Here is a 25,525-nt window from a genome sequence, read left to right on the forward strand (position 1 = left end):
GTGTAGTCGGACACGTCGTACCCGCCGTCCCGCAGCGGGGACTTGAAGAACGGGGGCAGCCACAGGCAGTCGACGCCCAGCCATTGCAGGTAGTCGAGTTTGGCGGTGAGGCCCTTGAGGTCGCCGACACCGTCGCCGTTGCTGTCCTGGAAGGAGCGGACCAGGACCTCGTAGAAGACGGCGCGTTTGAACCATTCCGGATCGCGGTCCTTGGCCGGGGTGTCCTCGAAAGTGTCCGGGACGGGCTCGTTGACGATCATGTTGTGGGTGACCCTCCGATCTGCGGTGAGGACGGTCGCAGGACGGTGAGGATGTGCGCGGGCCTATGTCCCGGCTCCAGACGCACATAGTTGGCCCTGCCCCAGTAGTAGGTCTCGCCGGTGAGCTCGTCGCGCACCGGCACGGACTCGTGCCAGTCCAGGCCGAGTTGCGGCATGTCCAACGAGACCGTGGCCTCCTGGGTGTGGTGGGGGTCGAGGTTGGCCACCACCACAACCGTGTTCGAACCGCGTGCGTCCCGATAAGACTTCGAGTAGGCGATCACCGCCTCCTTGTCCGTGTGATGGAAATGGAGGTCGCGCAACTGCCGGAGCGCGGGACTGCGTCGCCTGATCGCGTTGAGCGCCCCTATCAATGGCGCGATGCTACGTCCGTCACGCTCCGCCGACTCCCAGTCGCGCGGGCGCAGTTGGTACTTCTCGGAGTTCAGATACTCCTCGCTGCCGTCGCGCAGCGGGGTGTTCTCACCGAGCTCATACCCGCTGTAGATCCCCCACGTCGGCGACAGCGTGGCGGCGAGCACCGCCCGCAGCTCGAAGGCCGGGCGCCCGCCCCGCTGGAGGAACTCATGCAGGATGTCAGGGGTGTTGGCGAAGAAGTTGGGCCGCATGTAGGCGGCCGTCTCGCCCGAGAGTTCGGTGAGGTACTCGGTCAGCTCCTCCTTGGTGTTGCGCCAGGTGAAGTACGTGTACGACTGCTGGAAGCCGATCTTCGCGAGCGTGTGCATCATCGCCGGGCGGGTGAACGCCTCCGTCAGGAAGATCACGTCCGGGTCCGTGTGGTTGATGTCGGCGATCACCTGCTCCCAGAAGATCACCGGCTTGGTGTGCGGGTTGTCGACGCGGAAGATCCGTACGCCGTGGCTCATCCAGTACCGCAGCACGCGCAGGGTCTCCTGGATGAGACCGGGCATGTCCTTGTCGAAGGCGATCGGGTAGATGTCCTGGTACTTCTTCGGCGGGTTCTCGGCGTACGCGATCGTGCCGTCCGGGCGGTGGTGGAACCAGTCCGGGTGCTTCTGCACCCACGGATGGTCCGGAGAGCACTGGAGCGCGAAGTCGAGGGCGACTTCGAGGCCCAGGTTCGCCGCTCGGCGTACGAACGCGTCGAAGTCGTCGATCGTGCCGAGGTCCGGATGGACCGCGTCGTGCCCGCCCTCCGGGGAGCCGATCGCCCAGGGCACACCGACGTCGTCCGGGCCCGCGGAGAGCGTGTTGTCGGGGCCTTTGCGGAACGTCGTGCCGATGGGGTGGACCGGCGGGAGGTAGACGACGTCGAAGCCCATCTCCGCGATGGCGGGCAGCCGTTCGGCAGCCGTGCGGAAGGTGCCGTGCGGCCGCTCGGGCGTGCCCTCGGAGCGCGGGAAGAACTCGTACCAGGCGCCGTACAGCGCCCGCTCGCGCTCCACCAGCAGGGGCAACGGCTCGGAGGCCGTGATGAGTTCGCGCAGCGGATGGCGGGCGAGGACCTTGTCGACCTCGGGGGTGAGGGCGGCGGCGAGACGGGCCGCGGCGGGGCGTTCCTCGTCGCGCAGCGCGTCGACGGCCGTGAGGATCGTGTCCCGGCGCCCCTTGCTCTTCGGCACTGCGGTGGCCGCCCGCTCGTGCAGCCGCGCGCCCTCCTCCAGGACCAGCTCCGTGTCCATACCGGCCGGGATCTTGATCCCCGCATGGTGCCGCCAGGTGGCGATCGGATCGCCCCACGCCTCGACCGTGTACGTCCAGCGGCCCTCCTTCCCGGCGGACACCGTGGCGCCCCACCGGTCGGTACCGGGGGCCAGTTCGCGCATCGGGGTCCAGGGGCCGGTGCGGCCGTCCGGATCGCGCAGGACGACGTTCGCGGCGACCGCGTCATGGCCCTCGCGGAACACGGTGGCCGAGACTTCGAAGGATTCGCCCACCACCGCCTTCGCGGGCCGTCGTCCGTGATCGACGATCGGGCGGACGTCGAGGACGGGGATACGGCCGATGGTCGCGCCGGTTTCCGCGGCATCGCTGGTTCCGGCGGCCGCGACGGTGCTGGTGCCGGTCTTGGCGGAGGGTTTCTCCCGAGTGCGGGGACCGGCGTCGGCCCTGCGTATGGCGGGTGTGTCGGGGGTGGTCGTCGGGGGTGGCGACGGTTGGTGCGTTGAGGGCATGACCGCTCCTGTCCGCGTCAACGTGGGTGGGCGGATGAGGGTGTGGGGAGGTGGGGCCCCGGGGGCGTACCGAAGGAGCCTTCCCACCCTATTCGGGTGGGCAATCCGGCACTTTGTTAACTACTCACGCGTATGTCTACACACAAGACCGGCCTCGTCCTGTGAGGACGAGGCCGGTGCCTGTTCCCCGGGCCCGCTAAGGGTTGTTGACCTGGAGGAGCTTGTTCGGCGAACCGATGCCTGGGCCCGAAATCTTCCCCGGGACCGCCCGATTCACCAGCGCCTTGGACACCTGAGCGGGTGTGGCCTTGGTGTGGTCGGCCAAATAGAGCGCGGCCGCGCCCGCCACGTGCGGACTCGCCATCGACGTACCGGAGAAGGTCGCCTTCCCCGTGTCACTCGCGTACGACGCCGAGGTGATCGCCACACCGGGTGCGAACAGGTCGAGTACGGAACCGGTGTTCGAGAAGCTCGCCCGCGCGTCCGTCCTGTCGCTCGCGCCGACGGTGATGGCCTGCGTGACGCGGGCGGGCGAGTAGAGACTGGCCGGAAGTCCGTCATTGCCCGCCGCCACGGCGTAGGTCACGCCGGAGGCGATGGAGTTGCGTACGGCGGCGTCCAGCTGTGGGTTGGCGTACCCGCCCAGGCTCATATTGGCCACGGCCGGTTTCTTCGCGTGCTTGGTCACCCAGTCGATGCCCGCGATGACCTGTGCGGTGGTGCCGGAGCCGTCGTTGTCGAGGACGCGGACGGCGACGACCTTGGCCTTCTTGGCCACGCCGTACTGCGTGCCCACGATGGTCCCGGCGACATGCGTGCCGTGCCCGTTGCCGTCCTTGGCGGTCTTGTCGTTGTCGACGAAGTCCCAGCCGTAGCTCGCCCGGCCGCCGAAGTCCTTGTGCGTGATCCGGATGCCGGTGTCGATGACGTACGCGGTCACGCCGGCGCCCGCCGATTCCGGCCAGGTGTAGCCCTTGTCGAGCGGCAGGTCCGGCTGGTCGATCCGGTCGAGGCCCCAGGAGGGCGGGTTCTTCTGGAAGTGGTCGAGGACCACCTTGGTGTCCTGCGCGACCGAGGCCACGCGGGAGTCCGCCGCCAGCCGCCGGGCCTGCTTCTCGTTGACCTTCACGGCATAGCCGTTGAGGGCCGTGCCGTAGGTGTGGCTGATTCTCGCCCCGTACTTCTCGGCGATGCTCTTCCCGGCCGACGACGGAGCGTTGGTTCCCCCCTTGAGTGTCACGATGTAACTTCCGCTGACGGAACCGGGATCACCGGCGCCGAGTATCTGCCCCTCCGGGGCGGCGTGCGCGGGCAGGGTGATGGCCGAAAGCACCGCGGCCGTCGTGACCGCGGTGAGACCTCCCGCCCAGCGCAGACGCCTCTCTCTCGTCTGTGCCATGGCTGAGTTCCCCTCCTCAACTCGGCGTACGCCGGCCGGAACGGACCCGGTGCGGGCCGGGGCCGGCGGTACGCCACTTGGCAGCCTCTCGTGTGGTGTGAAGCGCCACAAGGCCGCCTATGAGGGCGGAATCGGCCATATCGGCCGTGGGGTACACGTGAAGGTTGCGGCGAATTCCCGCCCACGTCACGGAGTGTCTCGGGGGAGCCGAGGCCGGGCGGCCGCACGCCGGAGTTCTTCGATGCGCCGTAGTTGCGAAGGCGCCCTCGCCGCTACCGTCGAGGGTGACGAAGGGCGCACAAGGACGTGTGTCCCTCCCCGACGTCGTCCCGACGCGTACGCCCTCCTGCCGCCTACGTCCTCCGTTACGTTCTTCGTTACGTCCTCCGTGAAGGTGGAACTCGTGAAGGCAATCCGCAGATTCACCGTGCGCCCCGTACTCCCCGAAGCCCTTCACCCGCTCAGCGACCTGGCGCGCAATCTCCGCTGGTCCTGGCATGCCGAGACCCGCGACCTCTTCCAGTCCGTCGACCCGGAGCGCTGGGCCGCCTCGGACGGCGACCCCGTACGGCTGCTCGGCAGCGTGTCGGCCGGCCGTCTCGCGGAGCTCACCGAGGACCGCGGCTTCCTGCGCCGTCTCGCCGCGGTCGCCGACGACCTGCGCGACTACGTGACCGGCGACCGCTGGTACCAGGCCCAGACCTCCGAACTCCCCGCCGCCATCGCCTACTTCTCGCCCGAGTTCGGCATCACGGCCGCGCTGCCCCAGTACTCCGGAGGCCTCGGCATCCTCGCCGGCGACCATCTGAAGGCAGCCAGTGACCTGGGCGTCCCGCTGATCGGCGTGGGTCTGCTCTACCGGCACGGCTACTTCCGCCAGTCCCTGTCGCGGGACGGGTGGCAGCAGGAGCACTATCCGGTCCTGGACCCGAACGAGCTTCCTCTGGTGCCGTTGGGTGACTCCGACGGCACGCCCGCCCAGGTCTCCCTCGCCCTCCCCGGCGGACGCGCGCTGCGGGCCCGGATCTGGCTGGCCCAGGTCGGCCGCGTCCCGCTCCTCATGCTCGACTCCGACGTCGAGGAGAACGACCTCGGCGAACGCGGGGTGACCGACCGGCTGTACGGCGGCGGCAGCGAGCACCGCCTGTTGCAGGAGATGCTGCTGGGCATCGGAGGGGTGCGCGCGGTACGAACGTACTGCCGTCTCACCGGCCACGCGCAGCCCGAGGTGTTCCACACGAACGAGGGGCACGCGGGCTTCCTGGGCCTGGAGCGGATCGCCGAACTCGCCGACGAGGGCATGGACTTCGAGGCGTCACTCGAGGCGGTCAGGGCGGGCACGGTCTTCACCACCCACACCCCCGTCCCCGCCGGAATCGACCGCTTCGACCGGGAGCTGGTGGCCCGCCACTTCGGCCCCGACGCCGAACTCCCGCGCATCGACGTGGAACGGATCCTCGGCCTCGGCATGGAGACCTACCCCGGCGGCGAGCCGAACCTCTTCAACATGGCGGTGATGGGGCTGCGGCTGGGCCAGCGGGCGAACGGGGTCTCGCTGCTCCACGGCCAGGTCAGCCGGGAGATGTTCTCGGGGCTGTGGCCGGGCTTCGACCCCGAGGAGGTCCCGATCACCTCGGTGACCAACGGCGTGCACGCGCCGACCTGGGTCGCGCCGGAGGTCTTCCGGCTCGGCGCCCACCAGATCGGCGCGCAGCGCACCGAGGACGCGCTGACGGTCGGCGGCTCGGACCGCTGGGACGCGGTGGCCGACATCGCCGACCAGGAGATCTGGGATCTGCGCAGGATTCTCCGTGAGCAGCTGGTCCTCGAGGTGCGGGAGCGGCTGTACGCGTCCTGGCGTCAGCGTGGTGCCGGGACGGCCGAACTGGGCTGGATCGACGGTGTGCTGGACCCCGACGTGCTGACCATCGGCTTCGCGCGCCGCGTCCCCTCGTACAAGCGCCTGACCCTGATGCTGCGGGACCGCGACCGCCTGATGGACCTCCTCCTGCACCCCGAACACCCCCTCCAGATCGTGGTCGCGGGCAAGGCCCACCCCGCGGACGACGGCGGCAAACGGCTGGTCCAGGAGCTGGTCCGGTTCGCGGACGACCCCCGGGTGCGCCACCGGATCGTGTTCCTGCCGGACTACGGGATGGCGATGGCGCAGAAGCTGTACCCGGGCTGCGACATCTGGCTCAACAACCCGCTGCGCCCGCTGGAGGCGTGCGGCACCTCCGGCATGAAGGCCGCGTTGAACGGCTGCCTGAATCTGTCGGTCCTGGACGGCTGGTGGGACGAATGGTTCCAGCCGGACTTCGGCTGGGCGATCCCGACCGCGGACGGCACGGCGACCGACGACGACCGCCGCGACGACCTGGAGGCGGCGGCACTGTACGACCTGCTGGAGCAGCGCGTCGCCCCCCGCTTCTACGAGCGCGGCCAGGGCGGCCTGCCCGACCGCTGGATCGAGATGGTCCGCCAGACGCTGACCCACCTCGGCCCGAAGGTCCTCGCGGGCCGGATGGTCCGCGAGTACGTGGAGCGCCTGTACGCCCCCGCGGCCCACGCCCACCGTTCCCTCACCCCGGACACGGCCCGCGAACTGGCCTTCTGGAAGTCCCGCGTCCGCTCGGCCTGGCCCCGGGTCACCGTCGACCACGTCGAGGCCTCCTCCGCCACGACGACCGCCGAACTCGGCGCCACCCTCTCGCTGCGCGTCCGCGTCGGCCTCGGCGACCTCGCCCCGGACGACGTCGAGGTCCAGGCGGTCGCGGGGCGCGTCGACTCCGACGACCGCATCGCGGACGCGGTGTGCGTACCGCTGAAACCGGCGGGCGGCCCGGACCTGGAGGGACGGTGGCTGTACGAGGGTCCCCTGTCCCTGGACCGCACGGGCCCGTTCGGCTACACGGTGCGGATCCTGCCCACGCACCGCTTGCTGGCGTCGAGCGCGGAGGTCGGGCTGGTGGCGGTGCCTTCGGAGGAGATGGGGGAGGGGGCGGGGGTTCTGATGCGGTGAGGTGGCCTGCGCATGTCCATCTCCGCGGATGCTGTCCGGGGAGATGGACATGCGCAGGAGCAGTGAGCGGGGGCCGACGTCACGTCGGGTCCAAGCCCGCGCACAACCGCCGCAGTACCTTCCCGCACCGCTGTGCGTACGCGTGCTGGAGCCCCCGCGTCGCGGGTCCGGCCGCGCGGGCGTACCACTTGGCCGCGCGGCTGAAGGCGGTGATGGTGAGCCAGACGGTGCCATCGCCGGTGCGGGTCACCTCGAAGGCTTCCTCGCCGCACTCGGGGTGGCCGGAAAGGGTGCCGTAGGCCCAGGCGGTGCGGCGGGGTTCCTCGGCCGTCCAGACCACCCGGCAGGGGGCCTTGATCGGGCCGAGGCCGACCGTGACGTCGACTCCGGGGGCCGCCTTGTCCGCGTCCGCGGAGATGCCGACGCCCATGGCCCGGTGCATTTCCCAGGTCATGAGGGCGTCGGAGGCGCGGCGGAAGACGGCCTCGCCCTCGCCGATCCGGGTGCGGACGTGCAGTCGGTGGAAGCCCGGCGGGCAGCGGTCCTCGCGGGTCGCGCCCACGTCCTCGTACGTGTAGGGCATGGGGGACAGCGTAGGGCGGCACCCGGAGTCGCCTTCTCTCCGGGTGCCGCCCTGGCTCAACGGGGGAGCGGACTAGCTCACGTTGACCGCCGTCCAGGCCGCGGCGACCGCCGCGTACTCCGTGCTGCTGGAGCCGTACAGGGCCGCCGCCGCGGAGAGCGTTCCGGTGCGGGCGGACTTGTAGTTCGTGGTGGACGTGAAGTACGTCGTCAGCGCCTTGTACCAGATCTGCAGGGCCTTGTCCCGGCCGATGCCGGTGACCGTGGAGCCGTTGTACGTCGGCGAGTTGTAGCTGACGCCGTTGATCGTCTTCGCGCCGCTGCCCTCGCTCAGCAGGTAGAAGAAGTGGTTGGCGACGCCCGACGAGTAGTGCACGTCGAGGTTGCCGACGCTGGAGGACCAGTAGTTGGCGGAGCCGCCGTCCTTGCTGGGCTGGTCCATGTAGCGCAGCGGGGTGCCGTCGCCGTTGATGTTGATCTTCTCGCCGATGAGGTAGTCACCGGGGTCGGAGGCGTTCGCCGCGTAGAACTCGACGCCGGTGCCGAAGATGTCCGAGGTGGCCTCGTTCAGACCGCCGGACTCGCCCGAGTAGTTCAGGCCCGCCGTGTTCGCGGTGACGCCGTGGCTCATCTCGTGGCCGGCCACGTCCAGGGACGTCAGCGGGTGGGTGTTGCCCGACCCGTCGCCGTAGGTCATGCAGAAGCAGCTGTCGTCCCAGAACGCGTTGACGTACGCGTTGCCGTAGTGGACGCGGGAGTAGGCCGCGACGCCGTTGTTCTTGATGCCGCTGCGGCCGAAGGTGTTCTTGTAGAAGTCCCAGGTCTCCTGAGCGCCGTACGCGGCGTCGACGGCCGCGGTCTGGTCGGTGGTGGAGCTGGAGGCCGCGCCGGTGCCCCACGTGTCGTCCGCGTCGGTGAACAGGGTGCCCGCGGAGGAGCTGGTGGTGTGCGACTTGTTGTACGTCTTGTGGCCGCCGCGCGTGCCGTCGGTCAGCTGGTACGTCGACCCCGACAGGGTGGTGTTGAGCGTGACCGTGCCCGAGTAGAGACTCTTGCCCGTGCCGGTCTCGATGCCCTGGTACTCGTAGAGCTTCTTGCCGGTGGCGGCGTCGGTGATGACGTGCAGCTCGTTCGGGGTGCCGTCGTCCTGGAGACCGCCGACGACCGTCTCGTAGGCGAGGGTCGGCTTGCCGGCGGCGGCCCAGATCACCTTGCGGGGCGCCTGGTCGGCCGTGGTCTTGTCCGAGCCCGCGGCCTTGGCGGCGGACAGGGCCTGCTTCTCGGCCTTGGCGGAGGCGACCAGGGGCTTGAGCGAAGCGACCTTGATGGCCGCCTTCGTCGACTTGGTCACGCCCTGGGTCTTGCCGGCCTTCGACTCGTGGACGACGAGGTCGCCACCGAGGACGGGAAGTCCGTTGTACGTGCGCTCGTAGCGCGTGTGGACCGTGCCGTCGGCATCCTTGACGACGTCACGGACGACCAGCTTCTCCTTGGCGCCGAGGCCTATCTCCTGGGCCGTCTCCGCCTTCGCGGCGTCGGCCTTCTGGATCAGCGCGGTCCGCGCGGACGCGGACAGCAGGACGGGGGCGCCGGCGAGGGGGGCCTTGCCCGAGGCGGGGGTCGCCGCGGTCTGAGCGGAAGCACCGGTGGTCATACCGGTGGCGAGCAGGGCTCCGGCCGCGACAGCGGTGGCGATGGCCAGAGTGGTGCGCTTGTGACGCGCGTAGATGGGGGTCACGCAAACTCCTTATGTGGGGGCGACCGGACGGCGTGGGGTAGCCGAACGGAAGGTGTGAAGTTGCGGTGCGGGTGAGCCGTGCGGTGTGAAGAGTGCCATCAGGGGCGCGTACATGTCAGGACCCCATAAAGACCTTGGCTGAAAATCGACCATCAGGTGAACAGTGGGGGGTCCGCGCGCGGAGTCGATCTTCGTCAAGGGAGAGTCAACGCAAACCCTTGACCAGGCAAAGAGGCGCCGCCCCGGGGAGTTGAACCTCCGGGACGGCGCCCTGTTCTGTGTGCCGGTCGGCAGACGGTCTACGGGAAGGTCAGCTTCCAACCGTTGATGGTGCCGACGTCCTGCGCCGCCTGGTCCTGGACCTTCAACTTCCAGGTCCCATTGGCGGTTTCGGAGGACGCGTTGACCGTGTACGTGTCGGTCACGTTGTCCGCCGAGTCGGAGGAACTGAAGTTCTTCAGGCGGTACGTCGAGCCGTCCGGGGCCACCAGATCGATGACCAGGTCGCCGCGCCAGGTGTGCGTGATGTTCGGCGTGACCTGAAGGTTGGTCGGCGCGTTGCCGGTGCGTCCGCTCACCGTGATCGACGAGGTGACGGCCGCGCCGTTGTCCGGAATCGATACCGCGGTCGTCGACTCGTACGACGTGCCGCCACCCGTGCCGCCACCGGAGCGCGCACCGACCGCGACGGCCGCCCACGCGTCCTGCACCGCCTTGTACTCGGTGCTCGTGGTGCCGTACAGCTCACCCGCCGCCGCGAGCGTGCCGGTGCGGGCCGCCGCGTAGTTGGTGGTCGAGGTGAACTTCGTGGTGAGCGCCCGGTACCAGATCTGCAGGGCCTTGTCGCGGCCGATGCCGGTGACCGGAAGACCGTCGGAGGTCGGCGAGTTGTAGCTGACGCCGTTGATGACCTTGGCGCCGCTGCCCTCGCTGAGCAGGTAGAAGAAGTGGTTGGCGACACCCGACGAGTAGTGCACGTCGAGGTTGCCGACACCCGAGTACCAGGAGTCCGCCGAGCCGCCGTCCTTGCTGGGCTTGTCCATGTAGCGCAGCGGGGTGCCGTCGCCGTTGATGTCGATCTTCTCGCCGATGAGGTAGTCGCCCACGTCGGTGGAGTTGTTGGCGTAGAACTCGACGCCGGTGCCGAAGATGTCGGACGTCGCCTCGTTCAGACCGCCGGACTCGCCCGAGTAGTTGAGACCGGCGGTGTTCGCGGTGACACCGTGGCTCATCTCGTGGCCCGCGACGTCCAGCGAGGTCAGCGGGTCGGCGTTGCCCGACCCGTCGCCGTACGTCATGCAGAAGCAGCCGTCGTCCCAGAACGCGTTGACGTACGCGTTGCCGTAGTGGACGCGCGAGTACGCTCCCACGCCGTTGTTCTTGATGCCGCTGCGGCCGAAGGTGTTCTTGTAGAAGTCCCAGGTCTCCGCGGCGCCGTAGTGCGCGTCGGCGCCGGCGGTCGCGGCGTTCGACGTGGTGCTGTTGCCCCAGGTGTCGTTGGTCTGCGAGAACAGCGTGCCGGTGCCGGACGTCCCGTGGTTCAGGTTGTACGTCTTGTGGGCGCCGCGCGCGCTGTCGTTCAGCGTGAAGTTGGAGCCCGACTGGGTGGTCGTCAGGGTCACCTGGCCGCTGTACTGGGTGTTGCCGATACCGGTCTTGATGCCCTGCCACTCGAAGAGCTTCTTGCCGGTGGCCGCGTCCGTGATGACGTGCAGCTGGTTCGGGGTGCCGTCGTCCTGGAGGCCGCCGACGACCGTCTCGTAGGCGAGGGTCGGCGTGCCGCTGCCCGCCCAGATCACCTTGCGGGGCGCGCGGTCCGCGTCGGTCTTCTTCGAACCGGCGGCCTTGGCCGCGGACAGGGCCTGCTTCTCCGCCGTGGCGGCGGCGATCGCGGGCTTGACCGAGGCGACCTTGAGGGTGGCCTTCGTCGCCTTGTAGACGTGCTCGGTCTTCCCGGACTTGGCGGTGTCGACCACCAAGTCGCCGCCGAGGACCGGAAGTCCGGCGTACGTCCGCTCGTAGCGGGTGTGGACCGTGCCGTCGTGGTCCTTGATGACATCGCGGGCCACCAGGCTCTCCTTGGCCCCGAGGCCCAGGTCCCTGGCGGTGTCCGCCTTGGCCGCGTTGGCGTCGCGTATCAGCTCGGTGCGCTGCGAGGGGGTGAGCTTCAGGGCGACGGCGCCCGGGTTGACCTTGCCCGCCCGAGGTGCCTTCTGCGGGGCGGCGCTCGCGGCGCCCGACTGGACGGCCGCGGCCAACAGGGCGGAGACGCCGACGAGGGCGATGCCCGCGACACGGCGCTTGGTGATGTGGGAGGTGCGTCTGTGGGAGGAACTGCTACTCAACACTGACTCCTTCTGCGTGGCCGCGGGTCGCGCGGCCAGGGGAGACCGGACGAAGGGTGACCCGTCCGGGCAGAACAGGGCGGAACGCGGAACCAGGAGCATGGGGTCGTACGGCACAACACAGCCGTGGCGCTGTGAGGTTGCTGTGAAGTAGCCGTGGGAAGAGTGGCAGGAGATTGCACTCTCTGTCAGGAGCGCATCAAGAACTTGGCCGGAATTGGTTCGTTGTCCGGGTGATCATGTTCGGTATACGGACTCGTTGGCGGCCGTTCGCACAGAGCTGAACAATCTTGAAGGCGGCCGTGAGCACAAATTTGCCCGGCGGACATGCCCCCCGGAACCGAGCGGCAAGAGATCCGGCAGGATCCTGCCGTGCAACCGGCGGTCCGCCGGACCGCCGCTCCCACGAGGGGAGTTGACGGTTGCTGTGATCCCGTATCCCAACTGGCTGGACGCCGGCGACAACGCCTGGCAGCTCGTCGCCGCGACCTTGGTCGGCATGATGAGCATCCCCGGTGTCGCGATCCTCTACGGCGGTCTGGTCCAGCGCAAGTGGGTCGTGAACACCATGTTCATGGCCTTCACCGGCTTCTCGCTGGTGCTGGTGGGCTGGGTGCCGTGGGAGTTCAAGGTGGGGTTCGGAGAACCCCTGAACTCCGACTGGCGGGGGCCGGACGCGGTGTGAACAGTTCCAGCCCGTCCGGTGTTCGAAGACGAGCGCGGAGCGCGACACGGGGGTCTGGGGGCGCAGCCCCCAGGTACCGGAAGGGCAGCGGAAGAGGGGGCGAACTCCCGTCAGTCACCGCCACCCCGCCGCTCCCCGTGCCACGAGTGCCACAGCGCCGCGTACGCGCCGTCGGCCGCCACCAGGTCGTCGTGCGTGCCGAGTTCGCTCAGACGGCCGTCCTCCATCACGGCCACCCGGTCCGCGTCATGGGCGGTGTGCAGACGGTGGGCGATGGCGATGACGGTGCGGCCTTCGAGTACGGCGGCCAGCGCGCGCTCCGTGTGGCGGGCGGTCGTCGGATCGAGCAGCGCCGTGGCCTCGTCGAGGATCAGGGTGTGCGGGTCGGCCAACACGACGCGGGCCAGGGCCAGTTGCTGGGCCCGGGAACCGTCCACCCCGTGTCCGCGCGGGCCCAGCTCGGTGTCGAGGCCGTCCGGCAGCTCCTCGGCCCAGTCGTCGGCGCCGACCGCCGCGAGGGCGGCCCGCAACTCGGCGTCGGTGGCGGCCGGTTCGGCGATCAGGAGGTTGTCACGGACCGTGCCCAGGAACACGTGGTGCTCCTGGGTGACGAGGACGACCTGGCGGCGCAGCTGCTCCGGGTCCAGGGCGACGATCGGCACCTGCCCGACCGTCACCGACCCGGAGCGCGGTGCGTCGACGCCCGCGAGCAGCCTGCTCAGGGTGGTCTTCCCGGCGCCGGAGGGGCCCACGACGGCCAGTCGCTCCCCGGGCCGCACGGTCAGGTCGACCCCGCGCAGCACTTCGCCCCCGCGGTCGTAGGAGTAGCGCACGCCGGTCACGTCGATGCGGTCGTCGACCGGGACGGGCGAGTCGGCCGGGGCGGTCTGCGGTGCCCGCGCCAGGCCCTCCACCCGGGCGAAGGAGGCGGCGCTGCTCTGCAGCTGCTCGACCCGCATCAGGATCTGGTCGAGCGGCTCGCTGAACTGCCGCAGATACAGGGCCGCCGCCACCACCGCGCCCAGGCTCATGGCGCCCCGCTCGTGCAGGGCACCACCGATCAGCAGCACCGCCGCGACGGGGACGAAGTACGACACCTCCACCGCAGGGAAGAACACCGTGCGCAGGTACAGCGTGTACAGCCGGGTGCGGCGGGATGTCTCCAGCGCCTCCCGGCTCGCCGCGATCCGCCGCCGCTCCAGCCGGAACGCCTCGACCGTACGGGCCCCGGAGGCGGTCGACGCGAGGATCTCGGCGACCTCCGAGGTGGCCGAGCCCTCGGCGAGATAACCGGCGCGCGCCCGGCGCAGATACCAGCGCAGCGCGAACCAGACACCGGCCGTGCCGAGCACCCCGCAGGCGCCGAGCAGCGGGCTCAGCGCGAAGACCGCGCCGATCAGGAACAGCGCCTGGACGGTGTTGATGAGCAGGTCGGGGCCGACGTCACGCAGGGTGGTGCCGACGGTGGCCACGTCGGCGGTGCCGCGCGCCGTCAGGTCACCCGTACCGGCCCGCTCCACCACCGACGCGGGCAGCGCCAGCGTCCGGTCGACGAACTCCTCGCGCACGCGCGCCAGTGTCCGCTCCCCGAACCGGTGTCCCACATACCGTGCCCAGCGCGCCAGCAGCAGCTGCGCCAGCGCGCACAGCAGGATGCCGAGGGCCAGCCGGTCCACGACGTGCACGCCGCCGCCGGCCCGCACGTCGTCGATGATCCGCCCCAGCAGCCACGGACCCGCCAGCCCGGCACCGGCGGCCAGCGCGTTCAGCCCCAGTACGGCGGCGAAGGCACGCCCGTCGGCCCGGATCAGCCGGACGGCGGCCCGCCGCACGTCGGCCGGCTCGGCGACGGGCAGATGTCCTGATTTTCCTGGCTGTCCCGACTGTCTCGACGACTTCGGCTGCACCGTCACCGTACGGCCTCCTCGGTGTCCAAGTCCGCGTCCCGGGCCACCAGCGCGCGGTATCCGGGCTCCTCGTCGAGGAGTTCGCGATGGCCGCCCACGGCCGCGACCTTGCCGTCGACCAGGAAGTACACGGTGTCCGCACGGTCGAGCAGGAGCGGAGAGGTGGTGGTGACGAGGGTCGTACGGCCGCTGCGGGCGGCGCGCAGCCGATCCGCGACCGCGGCCTCGGTGTGGGCGTCGAGCGCCGAGGTGGGTTCGAGGGCGAGCAGCACCTCGGGGTCGGCGAGGAGCGCCCGGACGAGACGTACCCGCTGCCGCTGACCGCCGGAGAGGTTGCGGCCCTGCGCGTCGACCGTCGCGTCGAGCCCGTCCGGCAGACCCTGCACGATGTCGTCCGCGACGGCCGCGTGCACGGCACGGGCGATGTCCCCCTCACTGCGCTCCCGCCGCCCGGCGAGCAGTTCGCGCAGCGTGGTCGCGAACAGGTCGGCCTCGTGGTCGGCGACCAGGATCCGCGCGCGGACCTGCGGCAGCGCGATCCCGTCGAGGCGCACCCCGCCCCAGGTGGCCGCCGACGGGGCGTATCGGCCGAGGCGGTCGACGAGGGCCGTGGCATCGGCGGGGCGGGCGCCGGCCAGCGCGGTCAGCCGTCCGGGCACCACCCTGACCCCGGACTCCGGGTCGTGCAGCGCCGACGGCTCCGCGGGCGCGTCTGCGGTGCCGACGTCGGCCGCGGGCTCCAGCCGCAGGAAACGTACGACGCGCCGTGCCGCCACCAGAGCGCGGCTGACCTGATAGCCGGTCTCGATGAAGAACGACACCGGCAGCACCAGGACCGCGACATAGCCGTACACCGACACCAGCTCGCCCACGGTGATGTCCCCTTGCGCGGCGAGCCGGGCCGCGAGCCAGGTCACGACGGCGAGGAACACGGTCGGCATGCCGACGCCGATCGCCTGCATCCAGCTGGTGACCGCTCCGACCCGGTACCCCTGCGCCCGCAGCCGCTGCGAGTCCTGGCGGAAGGCGTCGGCGAACAGCCCCTTGCCGCCCAGGCCGTTGAGGACGCGCAGCCCGCCCGCGAGGTCCCCGATCCGCGCGGTCAGCACGCCCTGCCGCTCGCGGTACTCCGTCTCCACGCCCTGCAGCCGCCCCATCAGCGGACCGACCAGCACGCCGATCAGCGGCACGCCGAGCAGGACCACGGCGGCCAGCAGCGGTGAGACGGACAGCAGCAGCCCGGCCACCACGAAGTAGGTGAAGATCGCGCCGACCCCGGGGCCGACGATGGTCAGGGACGTGCTGATCGTCTGCACGTCGCCCACGCCGATGGTGACGACCTCCCCGGCCCCGACCTGCCGCGGCAGCGCGGCGCCCAGCCGGACCGCCTGCCCGACGACGACCTTGACCGTGCGGAAGTTGGCGTCCATCCGGACCCTGGTCATGGTGCGGTGCCGCAGGATGCTCAGCCAGGCGTTGAACGTCCCGACCGCGAACAGGGCGGCGGTCCAGCCGGCCAGTGCCCCGAAGTCGCCCGGCTCCAGCCCCTCGTCGATCGCGCGGGACATCAGGTACGGCGTCGCCGCCGTCAGCGCCATCCAGATGCTGGCCAGCCCCGCCCCGGCGGCGGACCGGCCCGGCTGTCTGGTGACCAGCCACCACAGATACCGGCCGCCGCTGCGACAGTCGGGTGTCCCCGGGTCCTCGTACGCGTCGATCATCCGCCCCACCCTCTGATCCGAGTCTTTCCGCCGCTGTACGCGCTATACGAGGCTGTCCTGCCACGCCCGGTGCAGGTCCGCGAATCTGCCCGTGCCCGCGACCAGTTCGTCGGGCGTGCCGTCCTCGACGACCCGTCCGTGCTCCATGACCAGCACCCGGTCGGCGATCTCCACCGTGGACAGGCGGTGCGCGATGACCACCGCCGTACGGCCGCGCAGGACCGTTGACATGGCGCGCTGGACGGCCCGTTCGCCAGGGATGTCCAGGGAGCTGGTCGCCTCGTCGAGGATGAGGACGGCCGGGTCGGCCAGCAACGCCCGTGCGAAGGCGACGAGTTGGCGCTGACCGGCCGAGATACGGCCACCCCTCTTGCGTACGTCCGTGTCGTAGCCGTCGGGTAGGGCGCTGATGAAGTCGTGGGCGCCGATCGCCTTCGCGGCCCGCTCGATCTCCTCGCGGCTCGCGTCGGGGCGGCCGATGGCGATGTTCTCGGCGACCGTGCCGGAGAACAGGAACGCCTCCTGGGTCACCATCACCACACCGCGCCGCAGTTCCGGCACGGAGAGGTCGCGCAGATCCACGCCGTCCAGGAGGACCCGGCCGTCCGAGGGGTCGTAGAAGCGGGCCAGGAGCTTGGCGAGCGTCGACTTGCCCGCGCCCGTGGAGCCGACGACGGCGACCGTCTGCCCGGCGGCGAGCGTGAGCGAGAACGTGGGCAGGATCTCGCCGCCGGTGCGATAGGCGAAGCGCACGCCGTCGAAGACGACCTCGCGACCGGGGTGTTCGGAGGCGAGGGAGGGCAGCCGCCGCGGCGCGGACGGCTCCGGCACGGACGGGGTCTGGGCCAGCAGGCCCGCGATCTTCTCCAGTGAAGCCGCCGCGGACTGGTACGAGTTCAGGAACATGCCCAGGCGGTCGATGGGATCGTACAGGCGGCGCAGATAGAGGACCGCCGCGGCCAGCACACCCAGCGCCAGCGAACCCGACGCCACCCGGTACGCGCCCCACAGCACGATCCCCGCGACCGCCGTGTTGGCGACGAGGCGGGAGCCCACGACATAGCGGGCCATCTCCAGGATCGCATCGCCGTTCGTGCGCTCGTGGTGTGCGTTGAGCACCTGGAAGTCCGCGTCGTTGGCGGCCTCGCGGCGGAACGCGCGCACCGGGCGGATGCCGTTCATCGTCTCCGCGAACTTCACGATCACGGCGGCGATCGCGGTCGAGCGGAGGGCGAAGATACGGCCCGCGCGGTGCTGATAGAGGCGGATGAGCAGATACAGCGGCACGAAGGAGACGACCGCCACCGCGCCCAGGCCCAGATCCAGCCAGAGCAGCAGCGCCGAGATGTAGACGAAGGACAGGATGACCGTGACGAGCTCCTGCAGGCCCTCGCTGAGCAGTTCGCGCAGGGACTCGACGTCCGTCGTGGAGCGGGAGATCAGCCGGCCCGAGGTGTAGCGCTCGTGGAAGTCGATGCTGAGCGCCTGCGCGTGGCGGAAGATCCGGCCGCGCAGGTCCAGCAGCACGTCCTGGTTGACGCGGGCCGAGGCGAGGATGAACGCGTACTGGAGTCCGCCGCCGACCACCGAGCACAGCAGGTACGCGACCGCCACCGCGATCAGCGGGCCGTGGTCGTCGTGCCGGAACGCCGGTACGGCGCGGTCGATGGCGTATGCGACCAACAGTGGGCTCGCCTGCACCGCGGCCTGCTGGAGCAGCAGCAGGACGGTGGTCACCACCACGCGGGCCTTCAGCGGCGTGAGCAGGGAGCGCAGGAGCGCGGCCGTCGCGCCCGGGGGAGTGGGCAGGGTGTCGCGGTCGAAGGGGTCCTTGTGCCGCTGGGGTTCCCGCGCCGACTGGCCCTTGTCTCCGTCCTTGTCCTCGTTAGGCGCGGTGGTGGTGGGCGCCGTCATCGGTGGGCCTCCTCGTCGCCTGACATCAGATGCGCGTACTCGGCGTTCGTGCGCAGCAGTTCGTGGTGGGTGCCGACCGCGGCGATGCGGCCGCCGGAGAGCAGGGCCACACGGTCGGCGAGCAGGACCGTGGACGGGCGGTGCGCCACGATCAGGGCGGTGGTCTGCGCCAGGACGCGGCGCAGGGCGGCCTCGACCGCGGCCTCCGTGTGCACGTCCAGAGCGGACAGGGGGTCGTCGAGCACGAGGAAGCGGGGGCGGCCGACCACCGCCCGTGCCAGGGCGAGGCGTTGGCGCTGCCCGCCCGACAGGCTCAGGCCCTGCTCGCCGACCTGTGTCGCCGTGCCCTGGGGCAGCGCGTGCGCGAAGTCGGCCTGCGCGACGGCGAGCGCGCGGTCCAGCTCCGGCTCGCCCGCCGTGTCGTCCGCGCCCATGAGCACGTTCTCGCCGACGCTCGCCGAGAACAGAGTGGGTTCTTCGAAGGCGACGGCGACGCGGGCGCGGAGCTGCGCGCGCGGCATCGCCGTGATGTCCTCGCCGTCCAGCGTGATGCGGCCGGACGTCACCTCGTGGAGGCGGGGAACCAGCGCGGTGAGCGTGGTCTTTCCGGTACCGGTCGCGCCGACCAGGGCCATGGACTCACCGGGGCGGATGTGCAGGTCGACGCGTTCGAGTACGGGGGCCGCCTCCGCGGGGGCGTCGGGATAGCGGAACTCGACGGCGTGGAACTGGAGGCCGCCCTCGGCCGCACCCGCGGGGACCGTGGAGGTGTCCGAGGACTCCGGCCGCTCGTCCATGACCTCGAAGTACCGCTCCGTCGCCGTCGCCGCCTCCTGGCTCATCGCGAGGAGGAAGCCGATGGAGTCGACGGGCCAGCGCAGCGCGAGGGCCGTCGAAAGGAAGGCCACCAGCGTGCCCGCGGAGAGGTGGCCGTCGGAGACCTGGATGGTGCCGAGGACGAGGGCGGCACCGATGGCGAGTTCGGGGAGGGTGACGATGACGGCCCAGATGGAGGCGAGGAGGCGGGCCTTGACGAGTTCGGTGCCGCGCAGGCTGCGGGACAGCTCGCGGAAGGCGTGGGCCTGGCTGCGATGGCGCCCGAAACCCTTGATGATGCGGATGCCGAGCACGCTCTCCTCGACGACCGTCGTCAGGTCGCCCACCTGGTCCTGAGACCGCCGGGCCACCTCCGAGTACCGCCGCTCGAAGAGCCAGCAGACGATCATCACCGGGATGGCGGGAGCCAGCAGCACCAGGCCGAGCGTCCATTCCTGGACCAGCATGATGATGACGCCCACCAGGATCGTCACGGCGTTGACCAGCAGGAACGTCAGCGGGAACGCCAGGAACATGCGCAGCAGCATCAGGTCCGTGGTGCCCCGGGACAGCAGCTGACCGGAGGCCCAGCGGTCGTGGAAGGTGACCGGCAGGCGCTGGAGATGGCGGTACAGATCCGCCCGCATCGCCGCCTCGACCCCCGCCAGCGGCCGCGCCACCAGCCACCGCCGCAGCCCGAACAGGACGGCCTCGGCGAGCCCGAGCAGCAGCAGATACAGCGCCCCGAGCCAGACCCCCCGCGGATCGTGGCCGGCCACCGGACCGTCCACCATCCACTTCAGGACGAGCGGGATCACCAGCCCCGTACAGGAGGCGAGCACCGCGATGAAGGCCGCGCTGAACAGCCGCACCCGCACCGGCCGTACATACGGCCACAGGCGCAGCAGGCTGCGCACGGTCGAACGGTCGGCCCGGTCCCTGGTCCCGGCAAGATCCTTGGTCACAGCATCTGTTGTGGGCATCACGGCGAGCCTACGGTTCGGCACTGACAGCGCCCACCGAGTTTTGGCCGGACCTGAATCGTTCCATGGACCTGGGGTCAGGTCGTAGCGCCGCATCAACCGATCGGCTGATGTCCCTTCGAGCGCGATGGCCGATGTGCCCGTCCCCGCCCCGCCGGGATGCTCAACACATGTCAGTCATCGAAGTCAGCGGACTGGGCAAGTCCTACGGCGGCCGGGCCGTCGTCGACGGTGTCTCCTTCGCTGTCGAGGAGGGTGAGATCTTCGGGATCCTCGGCCCGAACGGCGCCGGCAAGACCACGCGACCGCCGACCCGGACGTCATCCTGATGGACCTGCGCATGCCGGGCGGAGTCGGAGTCGACGCGATCGCCGAACCGACCCGCCGGGGCGCCCGCGCGAAGATCCTCGTCCTCACCACGTACGACACCGACGCCGACAGCCTGCCCGCGATCGAGGCGGGCGCGACCGGCTACCTCCTCAAGGACGCGCCGCGCGACGAACTCTTCACGGCGGTCCGCGCGGCGGCGGTGGCGGTGGCGTACGACCGGGGGATCCTCGGCTGACCAGGCGACCGGCCGGTTACGCGGCCGGGTAGGGCAGCAGCCCGCCCGCGGTCTTCTCCCACGCCGCCTTCAGCTCGGCGAGCAACTCCGGCCGGTCGGGGGCGAGATCGGCCTGCTCGCGCGTGTCCTCGGCGAGGTTGTAGAGGTGGTCCGTGCCCGCGGAGTCCTGGTAGTACTTCCAGTCCCCGCGCCGCAGCGCCCGGTTGGCCCGCACCCGCCAGAACAGCTCCCGCTCGGGCAGCTCTTCGTCCCGCAGCAGATAGCCCGCGAGGCTGGTGCCGTCCAGCGGATACGCCGGGTCGGGCCGGGCACCGCCCAGCTCCAGCAGGGTCGCGGTCCAGTCGGGCGAGAAGTTGGGCTCGTGACTGACCTGGTGACCGTCGATCCGGTCCGGCCAGCGCACGATGGTCGGCACCCGGATCCCGCCCTCCAGCAGCGCCGCCTTCTCGCCGCTGAGCGGCCACAGGTACGAGAAGCGCTCACCGCCGTTGTCGCTGGCGAACAGCACCAGCGTGTTCTCCTCCTGCCCGGAGCGGCGCAGCGCCGTCAAGACCTCGCCGACGGCAGCGTCCAGGCTCTCCACCATCTGCGTGTACTTCTCGACCGAGCCGCCGTCGTAGTGAAGGAGCGCGGTGGTGATCTCGGCCTGGCTCTTGGCGGCCCTGATCTTCGCGGCGATCTCGGCACCTGTCCCGGCGTCGTCCTCGCTGAGCCAAGGCCAGTGCGGGGTGGTGAAGTTGAGGTTGAGCAGCCACGGCTGGTCGTGCCCCCGGCCGACGTACTCCACCGCACGCTCGGTGAGGACCTCCGTGTAGTAGCGCAGGTCCTTGTAGGTGGCGTCGCCCTCGTAGAGGTCGTAGTCGCCGAGCTGGCCGAGCTTGGAGAAGTACTCCAGCACACCCCCGTGGTTGCCGAAGAACTCGTCCCAGCCCGACTTGGTGGGGCTGTAGTCGGGCAGCCAGCCGCAGTGCCACTTGCCGATCAGCGCGGTCGAGTAGCCCGCCTTCTTCAGGAGGGAGGCGAGCGTGGGGTGGTTCGGGTCCAGGCCCTGGGTCTTGTTGGCGATCGGCTCGGCAAGGCCGCCCTTCGTACGGCCCGGATAGCGCCCGGTGTACAGGCTGAACCGGGTCGGCGAGCAGGTGGCCGAGCCGGAGTACGCGTCGGTGAACCGCACGCCCTGGCGGGCCAGCCGGTCCAGGTTCGGGGTCTTGATGTGCGGTGCGCCGTAAGAGGAGAGGTCGGCCCAGCCGAGGTCGTCGCCGAGGATGACGAGGAAGTTGGGGCGCCGCCCGGAGCTGGAGCCGGACGCGGCCGTACGGGCCCGGAACGGCTGCTCGGCGGGGGCTGCCGTGGCGGTGGTGGCCGTACCGGCGACCGCGGTGACGGCACCGCCGCCGACCAGACCACCGAACACCCGACGGGATATTTCGGACATGCGAGTTCCTCGGGGCAGAGGTGTCCCACGACGGGACACGAAGAAGAAAAAGAAGGAAGGGGGAGAAGGGGAGAGCGCGGGGGAGAGGGAAGCCTGTGGGGTCAGCGACAGAGGGCGCTGGACTGCCGGCACAGATCGACGTGGCGCCGCTCCACGAGCGCGACGAACGCGCACGGGTGATCAGCGGAGGGCCTCATGACCACGGACGTTGCCAGCGGGGCGGTGGGAGCGTCAAGGAGGTGTCCACGGAGCGGAAACCGGCGCTCAGCCGACCCTCAGCAACAGCACAGCTCGCGCCGGCACCGTCACCGTCCCCCCGGCCCGGTGCACCACGCCGGGCGCCTCCCCCTGCTCCTCCGCCGAGGTGTCGACCACGACCTCGTACCGCGAGGCCCAGGGCGGACCGGGCAGCACAAAGCTCGCCGGGCGGTCCCCCGCGTGCAGCACGGCGAGGAAGCTGTCGTCCACCACGGGCGCCCCCCGGGAGTCCCGCCCGGGAATGTCCCGCCCGGACAAGTACATCCCGAGCGTCGCGGCCGGCGCGTACCAGTCCCGCTCCGTCATCTCCGTTCCCCGGGCCGTGAACCACGCCAAGTCCCGCAACCCGTCCACGGAATGGGCCCGCCCGGAGAAGAACGCCCGCCGCCGCAGTACGGGATGCTCGTGCCGCAGCGCGATCAGCCGGGACGTCAGCTCGTACAGCGCCCGCCATCCGGGATCGTCGAGATACGACCAGTCGACCCAGCTGATCTCGTTGTCCTGGCAGTACGCGTTGTTGTTCCCCCGCTGGGTCCGCCCGAACTCGTCCCCGGCGACCAGCATCGGCACCCCGGTGGACAGCAGCAGCGTCGTCAGCAGATTCCGCAACTGCCGCCGCCTCAGGGCCCGTACGCGCTCGTCGCCCGTCTCCCCCTCCGCCCCGCAGTTCCACGCGCGGTTGTCGTCGGAACCGTCCCGGTTTCCCTCCCCGTTCGCCTCGTTGTGCTTGCGCTCGTACGACACGAGGTCCCGCAGTGTGAACCCGTCGTGCGCGGTCACGAAATTCACCGAGGCATAAGGGCGACGCCCACCCCATGCGTACAGGTCGCTCGACCCCGACAGCCGGTACCCCAGGTCCCGCACATCCGGCAGCGCCCCCCGCCAGAAGTCCCGCACGGCATTGCGATAGCGGTCGTTCCACTCCGTCCACAGGGGCGGGAAGGACCCCACCTGATACCCCCCGGACCCCACATCCCAGGGCTCCGCGATGAGCTTCACCCGGCGCAGCACCGGATCCTGTGCGATGACGGCGAGAAACGGCGACAGCATGTCGACGTCGTGCATCGAGCGGGCCAGCGCGGCGGCCAGATCGAACCGGAAGCCGTCCACCCCCATCTCCGTCACCCAGTACCGCAGCGAGTCCGTGATCAGCCGCAGCACATGCGGCTGCACCACGTGCAGCGTGTTCCCGCACCCCGTGTAGTCCGCGTACCGGCGGGCATCCGACTGCAGCCGGTAATAGCCCCGGTTGTCGATGCCGCGCAACGACAGCATCGGGCCCAGCTCACCCGCCTCGGCGGTGTGGTTGTAGACCACGTCGAGGATCACCTCGATGCCGGCGGAGTGCAGCGCCCGCACCATCCGTTTGAATTCCCCCACCTGCTGGCCGGTGGTTCCGGAGGCGGCGTAACCCGCGTGCGGCGCGAAATAGCCGATCGAGTTGTAACCCCAGTAATTCCGCAGCCCCTTCCGCAGCAAATGGTCCTCGTGCGCGAACTGGTGCACCGGCAGCAGCTCCACGGCGGTCACCCCGAGACCCACGAGATGCTCGATCGCCGCCGGATGCGCCAACCCCGCGTAGGTGCCGCGGAGCTCCTCCGGAATCCCGGGGTGCAGACGGGTGAATCCGCGCACGTGCAGTTCGTAGATCACCGAGTCCGCCCACGGGGTCTTCGGGCGGTGGTCGTCCGACCAGTCGTCGTCGTCATGGACCACGACACCCTTGGGGACGTACGGCGCCGAGTCCCGGTCGTCGCGCACGGTGTCGGCGACCTGCTGCTGGGGCCAGTCGCGGACGTGCCCGTACACCTCGGGCGGCAGGCTGAAGTCGCCGTCGACGGCCCGGGCGTACGGGTCGAGCAGGAGCTTCGCCGGGTTCCAGCGGGCGCCGGTCCAGGGGTCCCAGCGGCCGTGCACGCGGTAGCCGTAGCGGCGGCCCGGCAGGACGCCGGGGACGAAGCCGTGCCAGATCTCGTGGGTGAGTTCGGTGAGCGGGACGCGGGTCTCGTGGATCTCGCCGTCCCGCTCGTCGAAGAGGCACAGGTCCACGGCCTCCGCACCGCCCGCCCACAGGGCGAAGTTGGTGCCCGCGGCGCCGTCGGGGCCGACACGGAAGCGCGCCCCCAGCGGGGTCGGGGCACCCGGCCACGCGGTCACGGCGGGCGCCGGGTGCCGGGCACCGTTCATCACCGGTGCGGGCTGCGAGGGCACCCCGCCGCCCGTGGCGCGCCCCTCCTGGACGGCCTCCTGCTCGGCTGCGCTCGACACCTGTCAGCCTCCCGCGGCTCGGTGGACGTACCCGAAAACAAGCGTGCGGCGTCCCGGCCGCGGCTCCCCGTCGCGTCGTCCTCCCCACTGTTCTGCCCAGAGCGTGGCTCGCACTCACGTTTCCCCAGAGGGACACAGTCGTTGGGCCCCGTGTGAACCACGTACAGATGCGCGCGCGGCGCGCAGGGGCCGCGCTGGCCGCCGTACTGACCTGGGCCGGCCTGTTGGCCGGAGCCTCCGGCTGCACCTCGGCCGGGATCGACGACGTACTGGGCAAACCGGCGTCGCCCACGGACGTCATCCGCGTCTCGCCGGACGACAACAGCAAGGGCGTACGTCAGGAGGAGGCGATCGATGTACGGGTGCCCGACGGGCGGCTGGAGTCCGTGAAGGTCGTCAAGTCCCAGGACGCGCAGGAGTCCCCGGTGCCGGGGCACATCTCCGACGACGGACTGCGATGGCGGCCCGACCACCCGCGGCTCGCGCTGGCCGCCAAGTACACCGTCGACGCGGTGGCCCTCGACGGGCGCGGGCGGCGCTCGGCGCGGCACACGACGTTCACGACGGCCGTCCCCGGCGAGCGGTTCATCGGATACGTCACCCCGGAGAACCGCTCCACCGTCGGCACCGGAATGATCGTCTCGCTCTCGTTCAACCGGGAGATCCAGAACCGGGCCGCCGTCGCGCGCGCGATCCACGTGACGGCGAAGCCCGCCGTGGAGGTCCGCCCGCACTGGTTCGGCAAGGACCGCCTCGACTTCCGGCCGCAGAAGTACTGGAAGCCGGGCACGAAGGTCACGGTCGACCTGCGGCTGCGGGACGTGCAGGCGGCACCGGGCGTGTACGGACTTCAGGACAAGACCTTCTCCTTCACCGTCGGCCGCAGCCAGGTCTCGCTCGTCGACGCCGCCGAGCACACCATGGAGGTACGCCGCGACGGCAACCTTCTCGCCACGGTGCCGATCACGGCGGGCGCCCCCAAGAACACGACGTACAACGGGAAAATGGTCATCATGGAGATGCTGGAGGTGACCCGGATGAACAGCCGCACGGTCGGCTTCGGCGGCGAGTACAACATCCCGGACGTCCCCCACGCGATCCGCCTCACCGACACCGGAACCTTCCTGCACGGCAACTACTGGGCGGGGGACGTCTTCGGCAGCGCCAATGTCAGCCATGGCTGTGTGGGCCTGGAGGACGTGAAGGGCGGCAGTTCGGACTCCCCGGCGGGCTGGTTCTTCGACCGCAGCCTCATCGGGGACGTCATCGAGGTCGTCAACAGCGATGACAAAGAGGTCTCTCCCGACAACGGGCTCGGAGGGTGGAACATGACCTGGAAGGAGTGGAAAGCGGGTGGCACGGTGAAGTAGCCCGACATAGGGGTACGCGTGACGGGTACGCAGAGGGGGACTCCAGTTCGCCCCCACATGGCCGAAGTTGGGACTGAACAGTGACATTCCCGGGGAGCCAT

General features: G+C 70.4%; 16 protein-coding genes and 2 pseudogenes. 5 read left to right on the forward strand and 13 right to left on the reverse strand.

The window, feature by feature from the left end; genetic code table 11:
* The 3 genes from ACZ4WS_RS32945 to ACZ4WS_RS32955 form a co-directional block, all read right to left on the reverse strand.
* Window positions 1–260 (reverse strand): alpha-amylase family glycosyl hydrolase (locus ACZ4WS_RS32945; protein ID WP_467986314.1); only part of this gene is annotated, 260 nt, incomplete at its 3' end.
* Window positions 257–2,416 carry an alpha-1,4-glucan--maltose-1-phosphate maltosyltransferase gene (locus ACZ4WS_RS32950; RefSeq protein WP_467986316.1) on the reverse strand — a complete coding sequence of 720 codons (2,160 nt, stop codon included), beginning with the start codon at window positions 2,414–2,416 and terminating at the stop codon, window positions 257–259. The genes ACZ4WS_RS32945 and ACZ4WS_RS32950, both read right to left, overlap by 4 nt.
* 196 nt (window positions 2,417–2,612) lie before the next feature.
* Window positions 2,613–3,815 carry a S8 family peptidase gene (locus ACZ4WS_RS32955; protein ID WP_467986318.1) on the reverse strand — a complete coding sequence of 401 codons (1,203 nt, stop codon included), beginning with the start codon at window positions 3,813–3,815 and terminating at the stop codon, window positions 2,613–2,615.
* 403 nt (window positions 3,816–4,218) lie between these two features.
* Here ACZ4WS_RS32955 and ACZ4WS_RS32960 point away from each other — a divergent pair, with 403 nt between their 5' ends.
* A complete protein-coding gene (locus ACZ4WS_RS32960; RefSeq protein WP_467986320.1) occupies window positions 4,219–6,837 on the forward strand; it encodes a glycosyltransferase family 1 protein in 2,619 nt (872 codons plus the stop codon).
* Between the two features lie 79 nt (window positions 6,838–6,916).
* On the opposite strand, the gene ACZ4WS_RS32965 is transcribed toward ACZ4WS_RS32960, so the two are convergent.
* The 3 genes from ACZ4WS_RS32965 to ACZ4WS_RS32975 all read right to left on the reverse strand — a co-directional run bounded on the left by ACZ4WS_RS32965 (window position 6,917) and on the right by ACZ4WS_RS32975 (window position 11,502).
* Entirely contained in the window at window positions 6,917–7,420 is a 504-nt protein-coding gene (locus ACZ4WS_RS32965) for a DUF1990 family protein (protein WP_467986322.1), read from the reverse strand.
* A gap of 72 nt (window positions 7,421–7,492) precedes the next feature.
* The gene (locus tag ACZ4WS_RS32970; protein WP_467986324.1) at window positions 7,493–9,157 is read right to left on the reverse strand and encodes a M4 family metallopeptidase; all 1,665 of its coding nucleotides are present in this window, start codon (window positions 9,155–9,157) and stop codon (window positions 7,493–7,495) included.
* Between the two features lie 299 nt (window positions 9,158–9,456).
* Entirely contained in the window at window positions 9,457–11,502 is a 2,046-nt protein-coding gene (locus tag ACZ4WS_RS32975; RefSeq protein WP_467986326.1) for a M4 family metallopeptidase, read from the reverse strand.
* A 427-nt stretch (window positions 11,503–11,929) separates the two neighbouring features.
* Here ACZ4WS_RS32975 and ACZ4WS_RS32980 point away from each other — a divergent pair, with 427 nt between their 5' ends.
* A complete protein-coding gene (locus ACZ4WS_RS32980) occupies window positions 11,930–12,187 on the forward strand; it encodes a hypothetical protein (protein WP_467986328.1) in 258 nt (85 codons plus the stop codon).
* Window positions 12,188–12,297: 110 nt separating this feature from the next.
* On the opposite strand, the gene ACZ4WS_RS32985 is transcribed toward ACZ4WS_RS32980, so the two are convergent.
* The 4 genes from ACZ4WS_RS32985 to ACZ4WS_RS33000 are packed head-to-tail and all read right to left on the reverse strand — an operon-like array spanning window position 12,298 to window position 19,528.
* Entirely contained in the window at window positions 12,298–14,100 is a 1,803-nt protein-coding gene (locus ACZ4WS_RS32985) for an ABC transporter ATP-binding protein (RefSeq protein WP_467986330.1), read from the reverse strand.
* Window positions 14,097–15,815, reverse strand: coding sequence for an ABC transporter ATP-binding protein (locus tag ACZ4WS_RS32990; protein ID WP_467986331.1), 1,719 nt, complete (start codon window positions 15,813–15,815; stop codon window positions 14,097–14,099). The genes ACZ4WS_RS32985 and ACZ4WS_RS32990 overlap by 4 nt, the downstream gene beginning before the upstream one ends.
* A 42-nt stretch (window positions 15,816–15,857) precedes the next feature.
* On the reverse strand, window positions 15,858–17,729 hold the full coding sequence (locus ACZ4WS_RS32995; RefSeq protein WP_467986333.1) for an ABC transporter ATP-binding protein: 1,872 nt from the start codon (window positions 17,727–17,729) through the stop codon (window positions 15,858–15,860).
* Window positions 17,726–19,528 (reverse strand): ABC transporter ATP-binding protein, encoded by a 1,803-nt coding sequence (locus ACZ4WS_RS33000; RefSeq protein ID WP_467986335.1) that lies wholly within the window; start codon window positions 19,526–19,528, stop codon window positions 17,726–17,728. Before ACZ4WS_RS33000 ends, ACZ4WS_RS32995 begins: the two co-directional genes overlap by 4 nt.
* Before the next feature lie 170 nt (window positions 19,529–19,698).
* Here ACZ4WS_RS33000 and ACZ4WS_RS33005 point away from each other — a divergent pair.
* Window positions 19,699–19,830, forward strand: a pseudogene (locus ACZ4WS_RS33005) (ATP-binding cassette domain-containing protein); the annotation flags it as partial.
* Window positions 19,830–20,057: pseudogene (locus ACZ4WS_RS33010) on the forward strand (response regulator); the annotation flags it as partial. The pseudogenes ACZ4WS_RS33005 and ACZ4WS_RS33010, both read left to right, overlap by 1 nt.
* A 52-nt stretch (window positions 20,058–20,109) precedes the next feature.
* On the opposite strand, the gene ACZ4WS_RS33015 reads toward ACZ4WS_RS33010, so the two are convergent.
* The 3 genes from ACZ4WS_RS33015 to glgX all read right to left on the reverse strand — a co-directional run bounded on the left by ACZ4WS_RS33015 (window position 20,110) and on the right by glgX (window position 24,054).
* The gene (locus tag ACZ4WS_RS33015; RefSeq protein WP_467986336.1) at window positions 20,110–21,528 is read right to left on the reverse strand and encodes a sulfatase family protein; all 1,419 of its coding nucleotides are present in this window, start codon (window positions 21,526–21,528) and stop codon (window positions 20,110–20,112) included.
* A 101-nt stretch (window positions 21,529–21,629) separates the two neighbouring features.
* The gene (locus ACZ4WS_RS33020; RefSeq protein WP_467986338.1) at window positions 21,630–21,725 is read right to left on the reverse strand and encodes a putative leader peptide; all 96 of its coding nucleotides are present in this window, start codon (window positions 21,723–21,725) and stop codon (window positions 21,630–21,632) included.
* 67 nt (window positions 21,726–21,792) lie between these two features.
* Complete coding sequence (gene glgX / locus ACZ4WS_RS33025) at window positions 21,793–24,054, reverse strand: glycogen debranching protein GlgX (protein WP_467986339.1); 2,262 nt, start codon at window positions 24,052–24,054, stop codon at window positions 21,793–21,795.
* A 152-nt stretch (window positions 24,055–24,206) separates the two neighbouring features.
* Between glgX and ACZ4WS_RS33030 the strand changes: the two genes are divergently transcribed.
* Window positions 24,207–25,424 (forward strand): L,D-transpeptidase, encoded by a 1,218-nt coding sequence (locus ACZ4WS_RS33030; protein WP_467986341.1) that lies wholly within the window; start codon window positions 24,207–24,209, stop codon window positions 25,422–25,424.
* Window positions 25,425–25,525 lie beyond the last annotated feature (101 nt).

The organism is Streptomyces sp. NPDC029292, from assembly GCF_055569295.1.

Bases quoted from the DNA above. Each gene is read 5' to 3' on its own strand.
- ACZ4WS_RS33000 (WP_467986335.1), bottom strand. From the start codon at position 19,528: ATGCCCACAACAGATGCTGTGACCAAGGATCTTGCCGGGACCAGGGAC.
- ACZ4WS_RS32990 (WP_467986331.1), bottom strand. From the start codon at position 15,815: ATGATCGACGCGTACGAGGACCCGGGGACACCCGACTGTCGCAGCGGC.
- ACZ4WS_RS32955 (WP_467986318.1), bottom strand. From the start codon at position 3,815: ATGGCACAGACGAGAGAGAGGCGTCTGCGCTGGGCGGGAGGTCTCACC.
- ACZ4WS_RS33020 (WP_467986338.1), bottom strand. From the start codon at position 21,725: ATGAGGCCCTCCGCTGATCACCCGTGCGCGTTCGTCGCGCTCGTGGAG.
- ACZ4WS_RS32995 (WP_467986333.1), bottom strand. From the start codon at position 17,729: ATGACGGCGCCCACCACCACCGCGCCTAACGAGGACAAGGACGGAGAC.
- ACZ4WS_RS32950 (WP_467986316.1), bottom strand. From the start codon at position 2,416: ATGCCCTCAACGCACCAACCGTCGCCACCCCCGACGACCACCCCCGAC.
- ACZ4WS_RS32965 (WP_467986322.1), bottom strand. From the start codon at position 7,420: ATGCCCTACACGTACGAGGACGTGGGCGCGACCCGCGAGGACCGCTGC.
- ACZ4WS_RS33015 (WP_467986336.1), bottom strand. From the start codon at position 21,528: ATGTCCGAAATATCCCGTCGGGTGTTCGGTGGTCTGGTCGGCGGCGGT.